Raw genomic sequence first — 22,275 nt, forward strand, 5'->3', positions numbered from 1 at the left:
TCCTTCATTATTTGGCACATGTGGTTTTATCGCATTGAGTTTGTTTTTTCCACTTTTATGGTCTTATCATCGTGCTTGGTACACATTTTTTGTCATGATTTTGCTTATTCTACAAGGAATTTCCTTAAGCATGATTGAGTCTCCATCAATCGGTCAGTTAATGTATGACAGTATTGTTTATTGTCAAAATTATGGATTGTTGGCTTGGGTTATAGGGCAATGCATTTTTATGATTTTAAGTTTGATGTTTATATTTCACGAATTTAGAACATAAAAGAATGAGTGATGTGAATGAAATATATTCGTTATTCCCCCATTTTTAGTTTGGTGCTGACATCATTGTCTATCTTAATGTCTTTTAATCATGATCCAGACATGGTGTATGGTAGGCTAAGGTTCTGCAGAGCTAATTTATTTTTCAGAACTTAACGGCTATATGACCAATGAACCTATTTTATTCGCTTATATTGCAATATTTGGTTTGCTGTGCGAAATGGGTTATTTTTTAAAATCAAAGCATTTATTTATAGTTCTCAATGTCATTTTTTAATGTTTTTAGCCGTTCCTATGAATATATTTTTTGGCTACACCTTTTTATCGGGTGATCTACGACAGTATTCATTTATGTGATAACAATTGGCTATTTTTAGGCGTATTTTTTTGTTATTGCCTTATCTTTACCTGAATCTATTTTTTAGCGCACATAAAAAAGCCAATCCGTAGATTGGCTTTTTAAAAATCACATCAAATGATGGTTAGACAACTTGGTCGGGATATTCAACCTGTTCGCCATTGCGATAACTCGCAATACGCGTTTGTTCTGGACTAAAAACAGGTGCCGCAGAGTCCCAAGGCCAACCACCAAAATGAGTTTCAAAGTAATGTGAAAATGCTACTTGTAACTCTTGTTGAGAGTTCAATACGAAAGGTCCTTGCGCTGCAACAGGTGCACCAATCGGTTCACCTTCAAGCCACAAGATTTTTGTCATGGTCGAACCTGCTTTAAGCACAATCTCTACATCGGGTTTTAACTCAAGTAAACGTTTTACAGGCGTGTTTTGTCCTACAATATTTAAAGTATCACCTTCATAAAAATAGGCAAAACGTGTTGATGTTGCACTCGTTGCAGGAATGGTTAATTCAGTATTTGCATCAAGTGCGATCATGAAAATATTCACTTTATTTTCTTTCGCAAATGCCCATGAATGTGGCGGTTGTGCCAAACTCCAATGGTCATTAAATTGCCCTGAAATCACACGTACATCCGTTTTGCGTCCTTGAGCATTCGTGCTCACAACATGCGGAATATGTTCACGCCAAAACATTTTATAGACAGCGTGTTCTTTTTTCTGTGCAGGCGATGAGTTAAACCAAATTTGGAATAATTCCAATGGATTTTCTTTATCTTGATGCACAAGTGGGAACATTTCACTGTGTTCTACACCATTGCCTGTACTTTGCCATTGCACATCACCATCTGCATAACGACCTGAATTTCCTAAAGAATCAAAATGATCAACCGTACCTTGCTCGACTAAAGTAATGGTTTCAAAGCCAGTATGTGGATGTGCAGGGAAGCCAGGCACTGTTTCACCGTGATACATGCTGTAGCGTGCATCAGGAGTAGATGGAATAGTGGGTGCCATTTGTGCATTACCTTGAGGATAATGGTCAATATGATGCATGGTCACAATAAATGGGTCTTTTAAGCGAAGCTGCATTTGAATCGCTTCAGTTCTATAAATTACGTTGTTTGACATCATATTATCCTTATTCTGATACATTTAATTTGGCATAAATGTATATTGATTCACATATATTTGAGGGCGTTGTTATATTATTCAATGGCTAATCTGTCTATGTCGTGAGAACACAATTCATGTGCGTTTCAGCATGATTTTTTATGGTTTAAATTGATATGTTTGATCGATGATTTTTATTTTTGTTAAAAGCCTTTGATTTTAGTGATTGCATGAAATGTAAATGAATTACGCTGTGTAAGACTATCTCTCATCTGCATTACAGCGTAAAATATGACGTTCAATTTTTAATTTCAGGAAAGTGCATCTGTGCCTAATCAGTTAAATGTCGATCAATGGGTCATGGTACGAGATCGCCATCGTTTAAGTCGGCTGAAAAAAGGTAAAGAGGCTAATCCTGAAAAATATGATGAGCTTTTTGAAAAATCAAATCAACAAGTACGCAAGCGTTTGGCTAGCCTTCCGACCATTAAGCTTAATCAAGATTTACCTGTCACGCAGTATGCCGATAAATTAATTGAAGCCATTCAAAACAATCAAATTATTATTGTGGCTGGTGAAACAGGTTCGGGTAAAACAACGCAGTTACCGCAAATTGCCATGCTTGCAGGGCGTGGCTTAACGGGTATGATTGGGCATACGCAACCTCGTCGTTTGGCCGCTCGTAGTGTGTCACAACGTATTGCGGAAGAAGTCGGTGAAAAACTCGGTCAATCGATTGGTTTTAAAGTTCGTTTTAATGAACAAGGCTCGAATGATTCTATTGTTCGATTAATGACTGATGGTATTTTACTTGCTGAACTGACCAATGACCGTTATTTAAATAAGTACGATACAATTATTATTGATGAAGCGCATGAACGTTCGTTGAACATTGACTTCATCATGGGCTATTTAAAAACGATTGTAAAAAAACGCCCTGATTTAAAAATTATCATTACCTCTGCAACCTTAGATGTAAATCGTTTTAGCGATTACTTCAATGGCGCACCAATTTTTGAGGTTGAAGGGCGGAGTTTTCCTGTTGAAGTGATTTATCGCCCAATTTCAGAAATGACTATTGGCGGTAGTGATGATGATGACTTTGATGATTTTGAAGAAAATCTACCTCGTGCAGTGGTACAAGCGGTTGAAGAATGTTTCCAGGATGCGGAAAGTAAAGGGCATCCTGAACACGCCGATATTCTGATTTTTGCAAGTACTGAACTTGAAATTCGAGAATTACAAGAAACCTTGCAAAAGTTTGGACCTAAACACACGCAAGTTTTAACACTCTATGCACGTTTAGCACTTGCAGAACAACAAAAAATCTTTAATCCATCAGGTGGTGGACGACGGATTATTATTGCCACCAACGTTGCAGAAACTGCCTTAACCGTGCCGAATATTCGCTATGTCATCGATAGCGGTTTTGCTCGTATTTCACGTTATAACTATCGTTCTCGTGTACAACGTTTACCGATTGAAGCAATTTCACAGGCGGCGGCTAATCAGCGTAAAGGGCGTTGTGGTCGTATTGCACCTGGTGTCTGTATTCGCCTGTTTAGTGAAGAAGATTTCCTAAGCCGTCCTGAGTTTACTGAACCTGAAATTAAGCGGACTAATTTGGCATCGGTGATTTTACAGATGCAAAGTTTAGGCTTAGGTTCTGTTGAAGAGTTTGACTTTATTGAGCCACCTGATCATCGTTTGGTGAATGATGGTCGTAAATTATTGATTGAATTGGGCGCAATGAATGAGCCAACTCAAAATAATTTAAAAGCTAATTCCACTCTTTCTCAAAGAGAGGATAGAGGAGATTCAAATAAAAAAAATCCCCTTCAATCCCCCTGTGTTAAAGGGGGACTGAAAAGTGAACTCACCAAAATTGGTCTACAAATGGCAAAAATGCCGATTGACCCACGCCTTGCAAGGATGATTTTGGGCGGTGCACATTTTGGTGTTCTCAATGAAGTTCTGATTATCGTGGCAGCACTTGCTGTTCAAGATCCGCGTGAACGACCTGCAGAAAAACAAATGCAGGCAGATCAAAAACACGCACTATTTAAAGAAGCTGATTCAGATTTTCTGTTCTACATTAAGTTATGGAATACGCTGACGGAAAACCGTGAAAATTTAAGTGAAAATAAACGCCGCACATTTGCAAAACAGCATTATTTAAGTTGGTTGCGTTTACGTGAGTGGAAGAAAACCCATGAGCAATTGGTTGATTTAGCGCAAGGTTTAAAACTTTCTTTTAATGAAAAACAAGCAAATTATGAAAATCTACATCGTGCATTACTGACAGGTTTATTGTCTTTTATTGCCAATAAGACTGATGAACGTAATATTTTTATGGCAGTACGTCAGCAAAAAGCACGTATTTTTCCTGCATCAACCTTGCATAAAACCAATACGCCTTGGGTCATGGCATTTGAAATGGTAGAAACTTCTCAGGTTTATTTGCGGACTTTGGCAAAAATTGAACCTGAATGGATTTTACTTGCTGCACCTAATTTATTGAAACATCATTATTTTGAACCGCATTGGGCGAAAAAACCTGGTGTGGTGAATGCTTATGATCAGATTTCGTTATTTGGTTTGATTATTGAGCCAAAGCGTCCGACCAATTATGAAAAAGTTGATCAGCCTGCTGCGCATGAGATTTTCCTACGTGATGCATTAACTACAGGTAATTTAGGTATATCACCACCATTTTTAAGACATAATTTACTTAAACTTGAAGAAGCTGAGCGTGTTGAAGATAAATTACGTCGTCGTGATTTAGTGGTCGATGAAGAAACGATTTATCAATTTTACGCAACTAAAGTGCCAACTGAAATTGCGAGTCGCCGTAGTTTCGAAGATTGGCGAGCGACAGTAGAATTAAAAAATCCGCGCTATTTATTTGCTGAAGACGATGATCTATGGATGAACGACCGTCCAACAACGCAACAATTCCCTGATTATTTACATAATGGTCAGTTACGTCTTGCTGTAAGTTATCGCTTTGATCCAAGTCATGATGAAGATGGTGCAACAGTTAAAATTCCTGTGCAAGCCTTACCACAAGTCGATGAAAATATTTGGTCATGGGGTATTCCTGGATGGCGTTTAGATTTAATTGAAGCATTGTTAAAAGCTTTGCCTAAAGATAAACGACGAAATTTAGTACCGATTCCCGATACAGCTAAAAAGTTGCTGAAGGCAGTAGATGCGCAGCATTTAAATGGGCATATCTTTGATTTTCTTGCCTATCAATTGCGTGGTGATCAAATCACTGCAAAAGATTTTTCTTTTGAGCGTATTGATCAATACTTGATTCCGTTCATTATTGTGGTGGATGAAAAAGGTCGCACGATTGAAAAGGGTCGCCACCTTGATGAACTAAAAGCTCGCTGTCGCAGTGAAACTCATAGTCCTGTAAAGCAATTGAAAGGTGAGTTTAAAACTTTCCCCGATTCATTTGTTTTTGAAGCCTCTCAAAAAGTGACAGGCGTAGTCGTCAAGCAATATCAGGCACTTGTACCCACGAAAGACTTCTCAAAACTTGATGCGAAAGATGAATCAGGCGTGGTGATTCAAACTTTTAATGATCAAAATGAAGCGATTAAGCAGCATAGAGAAGGTGTGATCCGTCTCGTTCACATGCAATTGGGCGATTTGATTCGTCAGTTGAAAAAGCAAATTTCAAAACCTTTGGCATTGGCATATTCACCTTTGGGTGATAAGGCCCAACTTGAGCAAATGCTTGTCTACGCAACTTTACAAATGACAATCAAAGATTTACCGATTAATGCTGAAGAATTTGCGACATTATTGCTAGAACTCAAAAAGACATTCCTCAGTCATGGCCAAGATGCTTTGAAAATGATTAGTGAAATTTATATTCAATGGCAAGAAATTCGTCAAAAATTGTTGATGTTAGATCAAAGCGTTTTCGGTAAGAGCATGGATGATATTGAAGATCAGTTAGATTTAATGGATTTATCTCGTTTTGTTTATAGCAAACCTTCCGACATATGGCAGGAATATCCACGTTATTTAAAAGGATTATTATTGCGTTTAGATCGTTTGCCGAATAATCTAAAACGAGATGAGGATGCGATTAAAGAGATTGATCCATGGATGGATAAGTTATTTAAATTTAAAAATGATATGCGTTTAAAAGAATTGTATTTCATGGTTGAAGAGTTACGAATTTCATTATTTTCACAGCCAATGAAAACCAAAATGCCGATTTCGCCTACACGCTTGCAAAAAGTTTGGGAAAAGCTCGGAATCAGTTAGAATAGAAACAATTTGAAATATTTGTAAATTAGGAAAAGGAGTTTTACATGGGCATCCGAATTACAGGTACAGGTCTTTACCATCCTGAAGAAGTGATTACCAATGAAGAGTTGGTTGAAAGTTTAAATGCTTATGTGGAACAATTTAACAGCGAAAATGCTGCAAAAATTGAATCGGGTGAGATCGATGCTCGTCGAGGTTCAAGTGCTGAATTTATTGAGAAAGCATCAGGTGTTAAACAACGCTATGTAATTGAAAAATCAGGCGCATTGGACATCAATCGTTTACGTCCTCGCCTTGAAGAACGCGCTGATGAAGAGCTTTCAATTCAAGCAGAGTGGGGTGTTCTTGCTGCAAAAGAAGCGATGGAAAATGCAGGTGTTACGGCTGAAGATATTGATGTGGTAATTTTGGCATGTTCAAATTTACAACGCGCATATCCTGCTGTTGCGATTGAAATTCAAACAGCACTTGGTATTCAAGGTTATGCATATGACATGAATGTTGCATGCTCTGCTGCAACATTTGGTTTGAAACAATCTTATGATGCGATTAAGTCAGGTGCACGCCGTGTATTGTTAGTCAATGTTGAAATTACATCAGGTCATACTGATTACCGTTCACGTGATTGTCATTTTATTTTTGGTGATGTTGCAACAGCATCTATTATTGAAGAAACCATAACTAAAACAGGTTTTGAAATTGTAGATACACATTTATTCACGCAATTCTCAAATAACATTCGCAATAACTTTGGTTTCTTAAATGGCTCTGAATTGACTTCTCGTGATGATAAACAATTCCGTCAAGATGGGCGTAAAGTGTTTAAAGAAGTGTGCCCACTTGTTGCAAAAATCATTACCAAACAATTGGCTAAAAATGAGATTGAACCAGCCAATGTAAAACGATTTTGGTTGCATCAAGCCAATGCCAATATGAATGAATTGATTCTAAAATTGGTTGTGGGTAAAGAAGCTGCTGAAGCTGATCCTGCCTTAGTTCCCATTATTTTGGATGAGTTTGCCAATACGTCTTCAGCAGGTGTAATCATTGCATTGCATCGTACGGCTGATCAAGTGAATGACGGGGAATATGGCGTACTGTGTTCATTTGGTGCGGGTTATTCTGTAGGTTCGATTCTTGTTCAAAAGCGTGTGGTTTGATTATTTCTAAATCTCTCCCTCTTGTGTAGCGTCGCTACTCACCTTTGAAAAAGAGGGTAACCCCTCCCTTTGCTAAAGGGAGGTTGGGAGGGATTAAGTTGTTTAGGAAGACAACATGACCCAAAAAAAACTAGAAATACAACATAATCCAAAATTATTACGTGCAATCAGTGCATTGCAACGCTTTTATTTTCGCCCGACATTCTTAGGTACAGAAAATCTTAACTCCAATAAACCTGCGATGTATGTGGGTAACCATACGATTTATGACGTACTGGATTCTCCAATTCTGATCGACTATTTATTCAACGAACATAAAATTGCCATCGTGAGTTTGGCAGATCACATGCATTTTCACATCCCTCTATGGAAAGAAGTCGTAAAGCGAGTTGGTGGGGTTGATGGTGTTCAAGAATATGCCAAAGAAGCGATGCGTCAAGGCTATTCTATTCTTGTTTTTCCTGGTGGTGGTCGTGAAGTGATTAAACGCAAAGGTGAGGCATATCAACTTATTTGGAAACAACGGTTTGGTTTTTTAAAATTGGCACAAGAATTTGGCTATGATATTGCACCTTTTGTGGCTTTAGGTGGTGATGAAGTTTTTGAATTAGGTTTTGATGCCAATGTTTTACTCAGACAGAAATGGTTCAATAAAATTCTAAGCCAACCGAAAATTGGAAAATTTCTGAGAAATGGTGAGGTAATACCTTCTATTCCAAAGCATATTATTCCGAAAAGGATACCATTCTATTTTAAATTTATGCCCTGGCTTCCAATTTCTCAGATCGAAACCATGGATGATATGATTGATTTTCGAGATGAATTACAAACTTTGCTTTATGCCGAAATTGAAAATTTAAAGCAGTATCGTAAACTCGATATTCAACAAAAAAGTAAGAGTGAAAGAGAAAGCTAAAATGGGAATATTCGAAGTTTAGGTGGACTGACTACATAACGATAATATTGGAAAAACCATGTACACAGCATCCTGCCTTTGCAATGGCATACAACTCAAAATAAACGCTGAAATTTCACAGATTTTTATCTGCCATTGTCAGCAATGTCAAAAAGCACAAGGAACAGCTTTTGTTGCGATTACGACTATTCAAATGAAAGATTTAATAATCACTCAAGGTCAAAATTTGCTTGGTGAATACTATGCTACGGAGAATAAAAAGCGAGTATTTTGTCGAAGATGTGCATCGCCATTATATAGCGCACGTTCTGATTTACCTGATGTTATCCGTTTGCGCGTGGGTATTATTAACGAAGTACTCAATATTGAAATAACATCACACGCATTTACGAGTGAAAAGGCGGATTGGTTTGAGATTTTAGATGATCATCCGCAGTTTACTCAGCATGTTCAGCCATCACAATAAAATGAATTTATTCACCTAAGAAGAAGGTGGGGCAAATACGCTCTTTTTAGCGATTGGTTTTTAGAGTGGAAGGGGTCAGACAAGGCGGAAAAATTTTATAAGCATCGCGATTGTTAATTCTAGTGCGAATGACACATGAGCCAGCAAAGTCAGGTTATCGTTTGTGGATGGATGATCTCCGTTTTAACAGTACATTATTGCAATTATTACGACAAAATTTTGAAATTGATATTCGGAACTTGATTCTTTGCCGGGCGATGATGATCTACAAGTGAATTTGAAAAAGCCCAATATAGAGCTGAAAAGATTGTTGTCCTAAGTCAGTTCAGATTGGCAAAAAAACTTAAAATTTCTACAAGATGGGAAATTGACAATGTTCAACACTTTTGTAATGGTGTGCTTTGGTATGAATTTTAAGCGATGAAAGCAATGGAAGCAAATAACAAGACAAATAACGATCCGAATTTTTATCGTGTCATTGTGGTTGGTGGTGGTTTTGCAGGTGTAGGTGCTGCTATTAAGCTCAAAGAAGCAGGTATAGAAGATTTTATCTTACTTGAAAAAGCGCATGAAATGGGTGGGGTCTGGCGTGAAAATACCTATCCGGGTTGTGCTTGTGATGTACCATCAGCATTATATTCTTATTCATTTGCACCGAATCCTGCATGGTCGCGTGTATTTGCTGAGCAAAAAGAAATTAAACAGTATTTGTTTGATGTCGTTAAACATTATGATGTGATGCCGCATGTCCGTTTAAACTGTGAAGCTTTAAAAGCGCAATGGTGTGACGTAGAGAACTGTTGGATTATCCAAACAGCACAAGGGGAGTTGCGCTCGCAATTTGCTATTTTAGCTTGTGGTCCAATGCATGAGCCTGTATTACCAAAAGTAAAAGGTATTGAGGATTTTAAAGGTGAGATTTTTCACTCATCGCAGTGGCGGCATGATCTTGATTTGACAGGAAAACGTGTGGCTGTGATTGGTACAGGCGCATCTGCAGTTCAATTTGTACCACAAATTCAACCTTTGGTTGAAAATTTGACTATTTTCCAACGTACAGCACAATGGATTTTACCTAAATCAGATATGCCATTAGTTAAACCCTTACGTACACTGTTTAAATTACTACCAATCACACAACAACTGATGCGTGGTTCGGTATATGGAATATTTGAAACGATTAATGGTGGGATTCAAAGTACAGCAGCCATGAGGGAATTTCAAAAATTGGCACAATGGCATCTCAATCACTACATTAAAGACAAGATTTTACGTGCCAAATTGACTCCGAATTTTATTATTGGTTGTAAGCGTATTTTACAATCGAATAATTGGTATCCGAGCTTGGCACAGCCGAATGTTGATGTCATTGCGAGTGGCTTAGCAGAAGTACAAGGCAATGTATTGATTGCAAGCAACGGTGAACGGGCTGAAGCAGATGTGATCATTCTTGGAACGGGTTTTGAAATTGCTGAACCACCTATTGCCAATCGAGTTTATAACCGTTTTGGGCAACGTATGTCTGAAGTTTGGCAGGGGAGTCCTGAGGGCTATATGGGCACGATGGTTGCCGATTGTCCAAATGGTTTTTTGATGTTTGGTCCAAATGTCGCTGTTAGTTCTTCTGCATTTATTATCATTGAAGCACAGTTGAATTACATCGTTGATGCATTAAAACAGGCGATTGAACTCGATATTCAAACCATTGAAACGGATCCGTTTGTTATGCAATTGTTTAATGAAAAAGTTCAGGCTGCTTTGCAAAAAACGGTTTGGAATACGGGTGGTTGTCAGAGTTATTTTATTGATCGAAATGGGCGTAATAGTACAGTATGGCCGTGGACGACCTTTAAATTAAAAGAACAAATGCATCGATTTAATCTTGAAGAGTATCGTATAGATTATCATGCAGAGGTAGAAAAAGCTGATTTATAAATTCTAGGAATACATGTTTACATATATAAATTTAAAGGATGAATTTATAAAAATACTTTTAAAATGAAATTAAGGAAAATAAAAATGTTCAACAAACAAAAATTAATAGGCAAAGTGATTGCGATTACAGGTGGCGCACGAGGTATTGGTTTGGCTACAGCAGAAACTTTAATTGCTCAAGGTGCGCAAGTCTGTATTGGTGATTTAGATTTTGAGCTTGCAGAGCAACAAGCAAAGCGAATTGGTGCAAAAGCATTTGCGTTAGATGTGCGAAACCCTGAAAGTTTTAAAATTTTTATAGAGGATACCATTCAGCATTTTGGTGGTTTGTATGCTTTAGTGAATAATGCGGGCATTATGCCAATGGGTGCTTTTTTAGATGAATCGGCAGTACTGACGGATACACAAATTGATATCAATTTACGGGGTGTTATTTATGGAATGAAACTTGTACTGCCGACATTATTACAACAAAAGCAGGGACATATCATTAATGTATCCTCACTTGCAGGTTATTTTGCATTACCAGGTTCTGCGGTTTATTCAGCGACTAAATACGCCGTGATTGGTTTGACGGAAGGGGTTGCTGGTGAACATCGAGATTCAGGGGTAAGTTTTACCGCCATTTTACCAAGTAAAGTACTGACAGAACTGTCCTCGGGAACGGAGGAGGCGGGTAAAGTAATTCCATCGGTGACGCCACAACAAGTGGCAGATGCGATTTTACTGACCTTATTAAAGCCTAGGTTATTCATCGCTGTGCCTGATTATTTACGTTTGGTACATCGTAGTTATATTGCATTACCACAATGGGCACAAAAAGGCGCACGTCGTATTTTAAAAGATCAACGGATTTTGACACAGCTTGATCATCAAACTCGTGCAGGCTATGAGCATCGCTTAAATGATCTCATCGGAAAATAAAACGATAAACATGCTAGCTAAGAAGATCTTGATTTAAAAAGCTTGATCTGCTTGAGGCTCTTAAAATTGTACAATTTTAACTGTGATGAAAATGACTGACCCGACTATTGCAAAAAAATGAATTAACATTCATTTTAGTTGATATCGATTACAAAAAAAGGAAATAGCGATGTCTTTGCAAGGGAAAACACTTTTTATTACTGGTGCGAGTCGCGGAATTGGTCGTGAAATTGCCCTGAAAGCCGCAAGAGATGGCGCAAATATAGTGATTGCTGCAAAATCGACTACAGAGCATCCAAAATTAGGCGGTTCAATTTATACCGTTGCAAAAGAAGTCGAAGAAGCAGGTGGAAAAGCATTTGCTATTCAACTTGATGTGCGTGATCAAAATGCCGTTGCTGAAGCCATGAAAGAAGCGGCCGAGCATTTCGGTGGCATTGACATTGTTGTGAATAATGCAGGTGCAATTAATCTCGCAGGTGTAGAGACCTTAGATCCAAATCGTTTTGATTTGATGTATGAAATTAACACCCGTGCGGTGATGGTCTGTAGTCAAGCTGCATTGCCATATTTACAAAAAAGTGAAAATCCGCATATTTTAAGCTTATCTCCACCGCTGAATTTAGATCCAAAGTGGTTTTCAACCTATGCGCCTTATGCAATTACCAAATATGGCATGAGTATGTTAACCATTGGAATGAATCAAGAGTTTGAAAAATTTGGCATTAGTGTCAATTCACTGTGGCCAAGAACATTGATTGCGACAGCAGCCGTAGAGTTCTCACTCGGCGGTGCAGGTAAAGCACTTTTCCCAAGATCAAGAAAACCAACCATTATGGCTGATGCAGCCTATCAAATTTTAATCAGTCAAAATCGTGCTGTAACAGGACGTTTAATAATTGATCAAGAAATTTTAATTGAGCGTGGTATCACCGATCTTGATCAGTATCGTTATGAAGATTCTGACGAAGAATTGATGGTAGATTTGTTTGTAGAACCATGATTTAAAAAATAAAAGTGTAAGAAAGATAGATGCATTTACTAGCAAAAGCTTGAGTCATCTGTCTTTTGACTTTGAGAGAAATTGCTCAATGGTCTTATTCACTTTAGAGATAAGGTACGAAATAAGCATTGGCAAGACATCAAAAAAAGCTCAAAATAACCATAGATTGAAATTCATGGTAGAGAAGTTTTTTAGTGTTCGAATTGGACTGTAAGTTACTCAGTATTTTTTACTATATTTATAAATTTAAAAGTGTGTCTTCAGCGGCAGATTATCTTGCCATGAGTCAACCTGCGGTCAGTAATATTCTGAATAAAATCCGTGCGCATTATAATGATCCATTATTTTTACGTATTGGCAATGAAATGATACCAACGGAATTGTCGAAGCAACTTTTCCCATTGGTGAGTGAGGCATTAAATAAAGTCGAAATTATTAATAATTTCACCATTAATTTTGATGAACAAGCATCACATCAGCAGTTTACTATTGCGATGACGGATGTTTCTCATTTGGTATTATTGCCGAAAATTTCTCAATATTTAAAAAAACATGCACCTCATATTAAATTGAATGTTCGTGCTATTACCTCTGAAACAAGCTATCAGATGGCGAATGGTGAAATTGATTTAGCGGTAGGTTTTTTGCCACAATTGGAAAATGGCTTTTATCAGCAAAAGCTTTTTGAACAATACTATGTGGTTCTTGCATCGAAAGATCATCCTCGTTTAACGCCGAATCATTTAACAGTTGAGCAGTATTTAGCAGAGTCTCATATTGATATTGATGCAGGAATAGGGCATTACCATATTGAAAATGAATTGCTCAATTTAGAATTGAAACGTAATATTTTGATGCGTATACCAAGTTATTTGGGTGTGGGGCTTGTGGTACAAGAAACCGATGCAATAGCCACTGTGCCGTATTACTTGAGTGAGGTTTTACTTGCGCGAGGCAATTTACAAATTTTTGATGCGCCAATCGCCTTTCCAAGTTATGGTGTAAAACAGTATTGGCATATGTCATGTCATCATAAAACCAGTCATCAATGGTTACGTCATATGTGTTATGAAATCTTCAGTCAGGTTAATGAGCCACATTTGAGATAAAAAGAGTATCGAAACATTTGAGTGTAGAATTAAAAACGCTGTCCAATTGAAGTGACAGCGTTTTTTTATATAAGCTTACATAAGAATATTGAAAGATTAAGCCTGAGTTTCAATATTTTCATTTGATTCTGATAATTTATCTGGTGTCATCAGTGCTTGTTTGACATAGAGCTTAATTAAGCGTTCACGAGAACCAATTGATTTTTGATAGTGTGTAGAATTGAGAAGCAATGATGCGCCATATGTGACTGTCCAAATATACGAGAGATAATCACGAATAGACATGGTGCTTTTGAGTGCTTTTAAATGATTAGCGAATAAATCACGAATTTCTAAAATACGTTCTTCACGAATTTGATAGAGTTCTTCAAATAAGTCTTTGAGTTTACGTTCATTGTTGGTTAATCGCTCCTCAATCACATGTAGCAAAATGGTGCGATTAGAATTGAGCATATTATAAAGCATGTATTGAGATACATAAGCCTGAATGTTTGGGTTATATTTTTTAGAGAGCTCTAGTAAGCGTTTTTCATTGAGAATAATCAGTTCCAAATAAAGCTGATTTTTACTTTTGAAGTGTTTATAGATTGTACCTTTGGCAATGTCTAATTCAGTGGCAAGTTCACTGAGAGTAATATCCTGATTATTATCGAGTAACAATGTTTCTGCCATCGCTAAAATCTTCTCTTTGCGTAAAAGAAAATTTTGTTGGCGTACTGAAATCATGTTTGAAGTCCATTATCATTGCTTTGTACGTGAACTTGAGTATATCAGGAATTAGAAAAAATCCTTAAAACTAATGTCGTGTTTACACAGGGTTTTTTATGAGAATGAAATTATTTAACTATTCACATGATAAATTAAAGGATGTTTGTCGTCTATTGTCAAGAAAACTGAACGTTGCGTTCAATTTTGTGCAATTTAGTTCCAATTTTTGGCTTTGCGATTTATTGTTTTTGTCAGATGAGCTATATAGACATTCACTTTATTGTGTTAGATCGACTAGAACTAATAATCTCAATGTATTTTACAGGACGGGTAGGTAGTTCTTTGACTAAAATTTGCATGACAAAATATTCTATTGGTATTTGAAAAACTTAAAATATTTGAATCAGGGCGTGGGATGAACGTCCAAACTCACAAAATTGAGCACAGAAGGAATAAAAAATGATCGTAATTGTAGATGCAGTTCGTACAGCAATGGGTGGATTTCAAGGTGTTTTATCTTCGTGTACAGCACCAGATTTAGGTGCAGTCGCAATTAAAGAGGTTGTTCGCCGTGCAGGCTTACAGGCAAGTGAAATTGATGAAGTGATTTTTGGTTGTGTACTTCCTGCGGGTTTAAAACAAGGTCCTGCTCGCCAAGCCATGCGTCAAGCAGGTTTACCTGATAGTACGGGTGCAACAACAATCAATAAAATTTGTGGTTCAGGTATGAAAGCACTCATGCAGGCTGCCGATGCCGTTAAAGCAGGTTCTGCTGAAATTGTGGTTGCAGGGGGCATGGAGTCTATGACCAATTCACCATATATTTTAGACAAGGCACGTGCAGGCTACCGTATGGGACATGGCAAAGTAACTGATCACATGTTTCAAGAAGGTTTAGAAGATGCTGAAACAGGTTTGTCGATGGGTATTCTTGCACAGGAAATGGCAGATCAAAAAGGCTATACCCGTGAACAACAAGACAATTATGCGATTGCTTCACTCAATAAAGCCGTAACAGCGATTCAGAACGGTTATTTTATATCAGAAATTGCACCTGTAACTGTCTCATCACGTAAGGGTGATATGGTAATTGATCAAGATGAGCAGCCACTTAATGCAAAAGTCGATAAAATTCCAACGCTTCGTCCTGCATTTAAAAAAGATGGGACTATTACTGCTGCAAATGCGAGTTCAATTTCAGATGGTGCGTCTGCACTTGTCGTGACTTCGGCAGAAATTGCTAATCAACGTGGCTTAAAACCGCTTGCCAATGTTTTGGCATATGCAACGCATTCACAACATCCTTCTGAATTTACCATTGCACCTGTTGGTGCAATTGAAAAAGTCTTAAAGCAAACGGGCTGGAAGGCCGAAGATGTGGATTTATGGGAGGTTAACGAAGCCTTCGCAATGGTGGCTATGATTGCCATGGATGCCTTTGCTTTACCAATTGAAAAAGTGAATATTCACGGTGGTGCATGTGCACTAGGACATCCGTTAGGTTCTTCGGGTTCACGTATTATTGTGACGCTGATTCATGCTTTAAAACGTACGGGTGGTAAGAAAGGAATTGCGGCCTTATGTATTGGTGGTGGTGAAGCAACAGCGGTTGCAATCGAGCTGGTCTAGGGGGGGGTGTGCAGATGGTGGATCATCTTTATTGTGCAGAATCATAAAGCTATTTTGAATATATATCTGGAAAGAGTGCTCAAACGCCGTGTATTTTGCGTCAAATATTGTCGTGAGATCGTCATTTTAAAGCTTCTAGAATAATCAAATCTGCTTATTTAATTTAAGTGATTTAATTTAAAAAACTGCCCACTTTTGTTTATTCAAGAGTGGGCAATGTTTCATGGGTATTTTAATCTTAAAACGAGCTATAGCAGTTTTTAGACTTAAGATTAATTTTACTCAGTTTTTGAATGTTGCTCCATTTTTAAAATATTCCACAATTGAGAAATCGATTCTCGATGTGCTAAATTACTTTTAAAAATGTAAATATCCTGATTTCTATAAATCAATTGATCATCACAAATTTGTAATAATCCGCTTTCTAGCTCATGTTGAATAGTTAAAGCAGGTAACCATGCGATGCCTAAACCTTGTAAGACTAAGTCTTTGACATTGTTGGCATTGTCTGTTTCATAGAGTACTCGATATTTTAAATTATGTTTCGTGAGTAATTGATTTACCAAAACCCTTAAATAGGCCTTGCTACTGTAAGTAATAAGGGGGAAATATTGATAAATATCAAACTTAGCCTGCTTTTCTGGGGTGAGTGCAGTGACAGGAATAATGTCAGTTTGCCCAATTTTAAGGTGCGATAGAATGCGTGTGTTCATGCCTGAGATCAATGCTTGATCTGCATAGCAAATCATGAAATCACATGCTCCTTCTTTGAGTAAATTAATTCCTTCATTCACATTTGTTGCAATAATTTCAAGTTTGAAGTTTTCAAGATGGCTTGGAAAAAGCTGAATAAAATTAGTAAAAAAACTTGATGCAAGAGAATGTGCAACTGCAAATTTAATGGAAAGTTTATTTTCTTTTTCCATATTGTGTAACAGGGTAATGGTTTCATTGAGTTGCTGTGCAATTTCTTTGGCAGTTGATAATAAAATTTGTCCTGCTTCAGTAAATTGGATGTCACGAAAATTACGCTCAACCACTTGAAAGCCCAATGATTGCTCAATGTGCTGTAAGCGACGAGTAAAAGCGGATTGGCTAATAAAACGAATTTCAGCAGCTTTAGAAATTGAGCGGCTTTCTTCGAGTGCTAGGAGATCTTCAATCCAACGGATTTCAAGTTGCATAATTGAAAAGTAAATAATAAGAAGATTACAGTATAAAGAATACTATGCAAAAATTGCATAGCAAAATATAACAATGCATTAGAAAGGTGCAATTTCGCTGTTTAAGATAAATCATCTCCCCTCGAATTGTAAGCAGATATGAACGCAGAAGTAAAAGTAGATAAATTATTCCGCATCGAAAAGGACTTGCTTGGTACACGAGAAGTTGCACAGCAACATTATTTTGGTATTCAAACGCTAAGAGCGGTAGAAAATTTCCAGTTAAGCAATGCAAAAGTGGCTGATTATGCAAACTTTATTAAAGCATTAGCAATGGTGAAACAAGCCTGTGCTGTGGCAAATTTTAAGCTTAAACAATTAGATGAAACACAATATCAAGCAATTGTATTTGCATGTCAGGAAGTCATTGCAGGTAAATATCATGAGCAATTTCCTGTTGATATGTTACAGGGCGGTGCAGGAACTTCGACCAATATGAATGCCAATGAGGTCATTTGTAATATTGCACTTGAGTATTTGGGTTATGAAAAGGGCGCATACCATATTTTGCATCCAAATAATCACGTAAATATGTCGCAATCGACTAATGATGTGTATCCAACAGCGATTCGACTTGCAGTGTTACTTGATCTTATTCCGTTGAAAAATCATTATAAAACCCTTATTTCTGCATTACGTACGAAAGCGATTCAATTTAAAGATGTCATGAAAATGGGGCGTACACAGTTACAAGATGCTGTGCCAATGACACTTGGGCAAGAGTTCAATGCATTTGCAACGACCTTAGAAAAAGATGTTCGCTTGCTTGATCAATTGCTTCCTGATGGTTTGTATTACATGAACTTAGGTGGAACAGCAATTGGTACAGGGATTAATGCGCCAGCACATTATACTGAACTTTCGATTCAGGCTTTGGCTGAGATCTCGCAAATGCCAATCAAGTCTGCACCTGATTTAATTGAAGCAACATCAGATATGGGTGATTTTGTCTTATTGTCAGGCGCTTTAAAACGTACTGCAACTAAACTATCTAAAATTGCCAATGATTTACGTCTACTTTCAAGTGGCCCACGTGCAGGTTTGCAAGAGGTTTACTTGGAAGCACGTCAACCAGGTAGTTCGATCATGCCGGGTAAAGTGAATCCTGTGATTCCTGAAGCCGTGAATATCTCAGCATTTCAGGTCATTGGTAATGATTTAGCCATTACTTTTGCCGCCGAAGCAGGGCAGTTACAGCTCAATGCAATGGAACCGCTTATTGCATTTAAACTTTTTGAATCTATTGATTTAATGGGTAAAGCAATGCAAATGTTTGAAGATAAATGTATTGCCACGATTCAAGCCAATACAGTGCAATGTCAAAATAATGTAGAGCGTTCGATTGGTATTGTGACTGCATTGAATCCGTACTTAGGATATGAAACGACTACTCGAATTGCTAAAGTTGCTGCAGAAACAGGTCGAGGTGTAGTCGAGCTGATTCGTGAAGAGCAGTTATTATCTGAAGATGTTTTAGCAAAAGCCTTGTCTGTAGAATCTATGGTTCATCAGTCTGTAGATGTTGCAATTTAAGTATTATTTAAAAATTTATTTAAACAAACCACATCTATCTAGGTAGATGTGGCTTGTTTATTTTACTAGTGTACCCAAACACCTAACTCACCGACAGAATAAGAGTGAAAATCTTCAATTTCTAAGTTATAAGAAGTAAAAGCTTTGAAAAAATGAACAAGACAGCCGTTGATTCACCTGAAAAAATCGATCTTTCTTTTTGTTTTAACTTTATGAATAAAAATGCATAGGTTAAGATTAACCATCCTTATATAGAAGCACTTAGAAGACCTATGCAACCATTTGTTCTTTACAACTCTGAGCAACGTAAAAAAGTTGAATTTGTTCCACGTAAAGAGGGGCATATTGATATGTATGTGTGCGGAATGACGGTTTATGATTACTGTCATATTGGACATGCACGTACAGTGGTTGCATTTGACTACATTATTCGCTTTCTTCGTAGTCAAGGTTGGAATGTCAAATACGTGCGTAATATCACCGATATTGATGACAAAATCATTAAACGTGCCAATGAAAATGGTGAAAGCATTGCATCACTGACAACACGTTTCATTGATGCAATGAATGAAGACTTTGCAAAGTTAGGTTGCGTACCACCAAATGAATCACCTCGCGCGACAGATTACATCGACCAAATGCAAGACATGATTGGCAACCTCGTCAATAAGGGTTCTGCTTACCCATCTAAAAATGGTGATGTTTATTTTGCAGTTGAAAAATTTGCAAAATACGGTCGTCTTTCAGGTCGTAAGCTTGAAGATATGCAAGCAGGGGCATCTGAACGTGTCGATGTAGAAGTTGAGAAAAAACATCCATTTGACTTTGTACTTTGGAAACATGCCAAAGAAAATGAACCGTCATGGGCTTCACCTTGGGGCAATGGTCGTCCAGGTTGGCATATTGAATGTTCAGCGATGTCGACATGCAACTTAGGTAATCATTTTGACATTCATGGTGGCGGTCAAGACTTAACTTTTCCACATCATGAAAATGAAATCGCACAATCAGAAGCTTCAACTGACGAACAATATGTAAACTATTGGATGCATGCAGGTTTCATCAATGTTGACGGTGAGAAAATGTCGAAGTCTTTAGGCAACTTCTTTACTATTCGTGATGTGATTGAAAAATTCCACCCTGAAGTTGTGCGCTATTTTATAGTATCTTCACACTACCGTAGTCCAGTGAACTATTCAGATGTTGCACTCAAAGAAGCGAAAAATACCCTTGCACGTTTTTACCATGCAATTAAAGCCTATCAACAAGTGTATGGTGAAAAAACAGTTGAGACTTTGGATACTAATTTAGTAGAACGCTTTAACAGTGCAATGCGTGATGACTTCAATACATCAGAAGCTATTGCGGTATTGTTTGAAATTATTAAAGCTTTGAACAGTGCAGTCAAAGAAGAAAATGCGGAACAGTCTGCAATTTTTTATTCGACTTTACGTCACCTGACTAATATTCTTGGTTTAGTGCAGAACAATGTTGATGACTTTTTAAAATCAGATATTGGTCAAGAAGCATTGGGCTTGACTGAAGAGCAAATTACAGACTTTATTCAACAACGTGTTGATGCCAAAAAAGCGAAAGACTTTGCCAAAGCCGATGAAATTCGCCAATCGCTTTTAGCACAAGGCGTGGTTCTTGAAGATACACGTCAGGGTACAACTTGGCGACGTGCTGATTAATTCATCAATTGAACGATTTTTTGTATGAAGTGAGTTGACAGCTAAATTTTATTGACTATAATTCACAACATAAAGCGGGAATAGCTCAGTTGGTAGAGCATAACCTTGCCAAGGTTGGGGTCGAGAGTTCGAGTCTCTTTTCCCGCTCCAAATTCAAAAAGCCTTCATCATCAGATGGAGGCTTTTTATTTGTCTGTAAAAAAATAATTGAGCATTTTGAGGGGTGTATTTAGCAATACAAGTGATATTGTCATGTATCAATCCCGATGTAATTGGTCAGGAAATCTGTGAAAACTTGTATAATTAGAAACGTGCTATTTACTTAAATATGCTAAAATTAGCAAAATTATTTTCATCCAATCAGCATCAATCCCTGAAAAGAGATTGTAGGAAAATAGACATTGAATCCACAAAATTTGCCGAATCAAATTGATTTTCAAAAAGTCGCACTCGAAACCTTGCGTATAGAAGAACAAGCACTTGAGATCTTAGCGACGCAAATTGATGAACGTTTTACTCGTGCCTGCGAAATTATTTTACAATGTAAAGGTCGTCTTGTGATTACTGGTATGGGTAAGTCAGGTCACATTGGACGTAAAATGGCGGCGACATTTGCCTCGACAGGCACGCCATCATTCTTTATGCATCCAGGTGAAGCAGGACATGGCGATTTAGGCATGTTGGTCAAGGGTGATGTACTGATTGCGATTTCAAATTCAGGTAAAAGTGATGAAATCATGATGCTGATGCCACTAATCAAGCACCTTGAAGTGCCATTGATTACCATCAGTCGTGACGATCGTGGTCCAATGCCACAAAATGCAGATATTGCATTAACATTGGGTGATATTCAGGAAGCATGCCCATTGGGTCTAGCACCAACATCAAGTACAACTGCAACATTGGTATTGGGTGATGCATTGGCTGTTGCATTGCTTGATGCGCGTGGTTTTACTGCGGATGATTTTGCTATGTCACATCCTGCGGGTGCATTGGGTAAACGTCTGTTGTTACATGTAAAGCACCTTATGCATACTGGAAATGATTTACCAAAAGTATCGCCAGATACACCAATGAATCAGGTTCTATATGAAATTTCAAATAAACGTCTAGGTTTAACCACAATTGTGGATGAAAATGACGTATTACTTGGCATATTTACCGATGGTGATTTGCGCCGACTGATTGATAAGCAACAAGGTTTTGATGTCAATCTTGCCGTTTCAGATGTCATGATTGCCAATCCATCTACCATTTCCAAAGAAGCTCGCGCTGTTGAAGCTTTGGAAAAAATGAATGAAAAGAAAATTAATCAATTTGTTGTGGTTGATGATGCTAATAAAGTGATTGGCGTAATCAGCATGCATGATTTGATTCAAGCAGGAGTAAACTAATCAATGGCTTCTTATGTTTTATTGGAACAAGCACGTCATATTGAAGCTTTGGTTTTGGATGTAGATGGTATTTTAAGTGATGGTTTTGTGACCCTGACCAATTCAGGCGATGAAATCAAATCCTTTGATATTCGTGATGGACTTGGTATGAAGCTTGTTCAGCAAGCGGGTATTAAGGTAATTATTATCACAGGTCGTAAAAGTAATATCGTTGAAAAACGCATGTCAGATTTAGGTGTAGACTTGGTTTTTCAAGGGCGTGAAGACAAAGGTACCGCACTGCGAGAAGCATGTGCACAAATGAATATTTCCCCAGAAGATTGTTTATATATGGGGGATGATTGGCCCGATTTATCTGCCTTTGTCATTGCAGGAATGAAAGTTACTGTACCAAATGGTCATGTTGAAGTGCGTCGCCGTGCCGATTTAGTCACTCAGGCATTGGGTGGTCGTGGTGCTGTTCGTGAGGTCTGTGATATGTTATTGATGTCCAAAGGTGTTTACCAGGAATTACTTGAAAAATATATTGCAATACCGCATTAATACGTA

General features: G+C 37.7%; 16 protein-coding genes, 1 tRNA gene and 2 pseudogenes. 16 read left to right on the top strand and 3 right to left on the bottom strand.

The window, feature by feature from the left end; translation table 11 throughout:
* Positions 1–274: pseudogene (locus ACK2M2_RS14420) on the top strand (hypothetical protein); the annotation flags it as partial.
* Between the two features lie 481 nt (positions 275–755).
* Here ACK2M2_RS14420 and ACK2M2_RS14425 read toward each other — a convergent pair.
* Positions 756–1,760 carry a pirin family protein gene (locus ACK2M2_RS14425; protein ID WP_419349534.1) on the bottom strand — a complete coding sequence of 335 codons (1,005 nt, stop codon included), beginning with the start codon at positions 1,758–1,760 and terminating at the stop codon, positions 756–758.
* 309 nt (positions 1,761–2,069) lie between these two features.
* Between ACK2M2_RS14425 and ACK2M2_RS14430 the strand changes: the two genes are divergently transcribed.
* The 9 genes and pseudogenes from ACK2M2_RS14430 to ACK2M2_RS14470 all read left to right on the top strand — a co-directional run bounded on the left by ACK2M2_RS14430 (position 2,070) and on the right by ACK2M2_RS14470 (position 13,545).
* Positions 2,070–6,029, top strand: a complete 3,960-nt coding sequence (locus tag ACK2M2_RS14430; protein ID WP_419349536.1) for a DUF3418 domain-containing protein — start codon at positions 2,070–2,072, stop codon at positions 6,027–6,029.
* 47 nt (positions 6,030–6,076) lie between these two features.
* Positions 6,077–7,192: a beta-ketoacyl-ACP synthase III gene (locus tag ACK2M2_RS14435; RefSeq protein ID WP_419349538.1), complete on the top strand. Its 1,116-nt coding sequence runs from the start codon at positions 6,077–6,079 to the stop codon at positions 7,190–7,192.
* A gap of 115 nt (positions 7,193–7,307) precedes the next feature.
* Complete coding sequence (locus ACK2M2_RS14440) at positions 7,308–8,108, top strand: lysophospholipid acyltransferase family protein (protein ID WP_419349540.1); 801 nt, start codon at positions 7,308–7,310, stop codon at positions 8,106–8,108.
* 58 nt (positions 8,109–8,166) lie between these two features.
* Complete coding sequence (locus ACK2M2_RS14445; protein ID WP_419349542.1) at positions 8,167–8,574, top strand: GFA family protein; 408 nt, start codon at positions 8,167–8,169, stop codon at positions 8,572–8,574.
* A 19-nt stretch (positions 8,575–8,593) separates the two neighbouring features.
* A pseudogene (locus ACK2M2_RS14450) lies at positions 8,594–8,816 on the top strand (DUF4011 domain-containing protein); the annotation flags it as partial.
* Between the two features lie 187 nt (positions 8,817–9,003).
* Positions 9,004–10,509, top strand: a complete 1,506-nt coding sequence (locus ACK2M2_RS14455; RefSeq protein WP_419349561.1) for a flavin-containing monooxygenase — start codon at positions 9,004–9,006, stop codon at positions 10,507–10,509.
* A gap of 84 nt (positions 10,510–10,593) precedes the next feature.
* Positions 10,594–11,433 (top strand): SDR family oxidoreductase, encoded by an 840-nt coding sequence (locus ACK2M2_RS14460; RefSeq protein ID WP_409512760.1) that lies wholly within the window; start codon positions 10,594–10,596, stop codon positions 11,431–11,433.
* A gap of 169 nt (positions 11,434–11,602) precedes the next feature.
* A complete protein-coding gene (locus tag ACK2M2_RS14465) occupies positions 11,603–12,436 on the top strand; it encodes an SDR family oxidoreductase (protein WP_419349544.1) in 834 nt (277 codons plus the stop codon).
* A 194-nt stretch (positions 12,437–12,630) separates the two neighbouring features.
* On the top strand, positions 12,631–13,545 hold the full coding sequence (locus ACK2M2_RS14470; protein ID WP_409512762.1) for a LysR substrate-binding domain-containing protein: 915 nt from the start codon (positions 12,631–12,633) through the stop codon (positions 13,543–13,545).
* 96 nt (positions 13,546–13,641) lie between these two features.
* Here ACK2M2_RS14470 and ACK2M2_RS14475 read toward each other — a convergent pair whose 3' ends face one another.
* Positions 13,642–14,271 carry a TetR/AcrR family transcriptional regulator gene (locus tag ACK2M2_RS14475; RefSeq protein WP_419349546.1) on the bottom strand — a complete coding sequence of 210 codons (630 nt, stop codon included), beginning with the start codon at positions 14,269–14,271 and terminating at the stop codon, positions 13,642–13,644.
* A 441-nt stretch (positions 14,272–14,712) separates the two neighbouring features.
* Here ACK2M2_RS14475 and ACK2M2_RS14480 point away from each other — a divergent pair, with 441 nt between their 5' ends.
* Positions 14,713–15,882, top strand: coding sequence for a thiolase family protein (locus tag ACK2M2_RS14480; RefSeq protein ID WP_409512764.1), 1,170 nt, complete (start codon positions 14,713–14,715; stop codon positions 15,880–15,882).
* A gap of 278 nt (positions 15,883–16,160) precedes the next feature.
* Here the strand turns inward: ACK2M2_RS14480 and ACK2M2_RS14485 are convergent, their stop codons facing one another.
* Entirely contained in the window at positions 16,161–17,066 is a 906-nt protein-coding gene (locus tag ACK2M2_RS14485) for a LysR substrate-binding domain-containing protein (RefSeq protein WP_419349548.1), read from the bottom strand.
* Between the two features lie 138 nt (positions 17,067–17,204).
* Here ACK2M2_RS14485 and ACK2M2_RS14490 point away from each other — a divergent pair, with 138 nt between their 5' ends.
* The 5 genes from ACK2M2_RS14490 (at position 17,205) to ACK2M2_RS14510 (ending at position 22,269) form a co-directional block, all read left to right on the top strand.
* Positions 17,205–18,638 carry an aspartate ammonia-lyase gene (locus ACK2M2_RS14490; protein WP_419349550.1) on the top strand — a complete coding sequence of 478 codons (1,434 nt, stop codon included), beginning with the start codon at positions 17,205–17,207 and terminating at the stop codon, positions 18,636–18,638.
* A 272-nt stretch (positions 18,639–18,910) separates the two neighbouring features.
* On the top strand, positions 18,911–20,332 hold the full coding sequence (gene cysS, locus ACK2M2_RS14495; protein ID WP_419349551.1) for a cysteine--tRNA ligase: 1,422 nt from the start codon (positions 18,911–18,913) through the stop codon (positions 20,330–20,332).
* Positions 20,333–20,406: 74 nt separating this feature from the next.
* A tRNA-Gly gene (locus ACK2M2_RS14500) sits at positions 20,407–20,482 on the top strand.
* A 266-nt stretch (positions 20,483–20,748) separates the two neighbouring features.
* On the top strand, positions 20,749–21,726 hold the full coding sequence (locus ACK2M2_RS14505; protein WP_409512776.1) for a KpsF/GutQ family sugar-phosphate isomerase: 978 nt from the start codon (positions 20,749–20,751) through the stop codon (positions 21,724–21,726).
* Positions 21,727–21,729: 3 nt separating this feature from the next.
* Entirely contained in the window at positions 21,730–22,269 is a 540-nt protein-coding gene (locus ACK2M2_RS14510) for a KdsC family phosphatase (RefSeq protein WP_419349553.1), read from the top strand.
* Positions 22,270–22,275: the final 6 nt, after the last annotated feature.

The sequence above is a fragment of the Acinetobacter sp. TY1 genome, assembly GCF_048551395.1.
GTDB lineage: Bacteria > Pseudomonadota > Gammaproteobacteria > Pseudomonadales > Moraxellaceae > Acinetobacter.

Coding starts and splice junctions, on each gene's coding strand:
- cysS (WP_419349551.1), top strand. CDS start 18,911: ATGCAACCATTTGTTCTTTACAACTCTGAGCAACGTAAAAAAGTTGAA.
- ACK2M2_RS14510 (WP_419349553.1), top strand. CDS start 21,730: ATGGCTTCTTATGTTTTATTGGAACAAGCACGTCATATTGAAGCTTTG.
- ACK2M2_RS14425 (WP_419349534.1), bottom strand. CDS start 1,760: ATGTCAAACAACGTAATTTATAGAACTGAAGCGATTCAAATGCAGCTT.
- ACK2M2_RS14440 (WP_419349540.1), top strand. CDS start 7,308: ATGACCCAAAAAAAACTAGAAATACAACATAATCCAAAATTATTACGT.
- ACK2M2_RS14490 (WP_419349550.1), top strand. CDS start 17,205: ATGAACGCAGAAGTAAAAGTAGATAAATTATTCCGCATCGAAAAGGAC.
- ACK2M2_RS14455 (WP_419349561.1), top strand. CDS start 9,004: ATGGAAGCAAATAACAAGACAAATAACGATCCGAATTTTTATCGTGTC.
- ACK2M2_RS14445 (WP_419349542.1), top strand. CDS start 8,167: ATGTACACAGCATCCTGCCTTTGCAATGGCATACAACTCAAAATAAAC.
- ACK2M2_RS14485 (WP_419349548.1), bottom strand. CDS start 17,066: ATGCAACTTGAAATCCGTTGGATTGAAGATCTCCTAGCACTCGAAGAA.
- ACK2M2_RS14480 (WP_409512764.1), top strand. CDS start 14,713: ATGATCGTAATTGTAGATGCAGTTCGTACAGCAATGGGTGGATTTCAA.
- ACK2M2_RS14475 (WP_419349546.1), bottom strand. CDS start 14,271: ATGATTTCAGTACGCCAACAAAATTTTCTTTTACGCAAAGAGAAGATT.
- ACK2M2_RS14435 (WP_419349538.1), top strand. CDS start 6,077: ATGGGCATCCGAATTACAGGTACAGGTCTTTACCATCCTGAAGAAGTG.
- ACK2M2_RS14465 (WP_419349544.1), top strand. CDS start 11,603: ATGTCTTTGCAAGGGAAAACACTTTTTATTACTGGTGCGAGTCGCGGA.
- ACK2M2_RS14460 (WP_409512760.1), top strand. CDS start 10,594: ATGTTCAACAAACAAAAATTAATAGGCAAAGTGATTGCGATTACAGGT.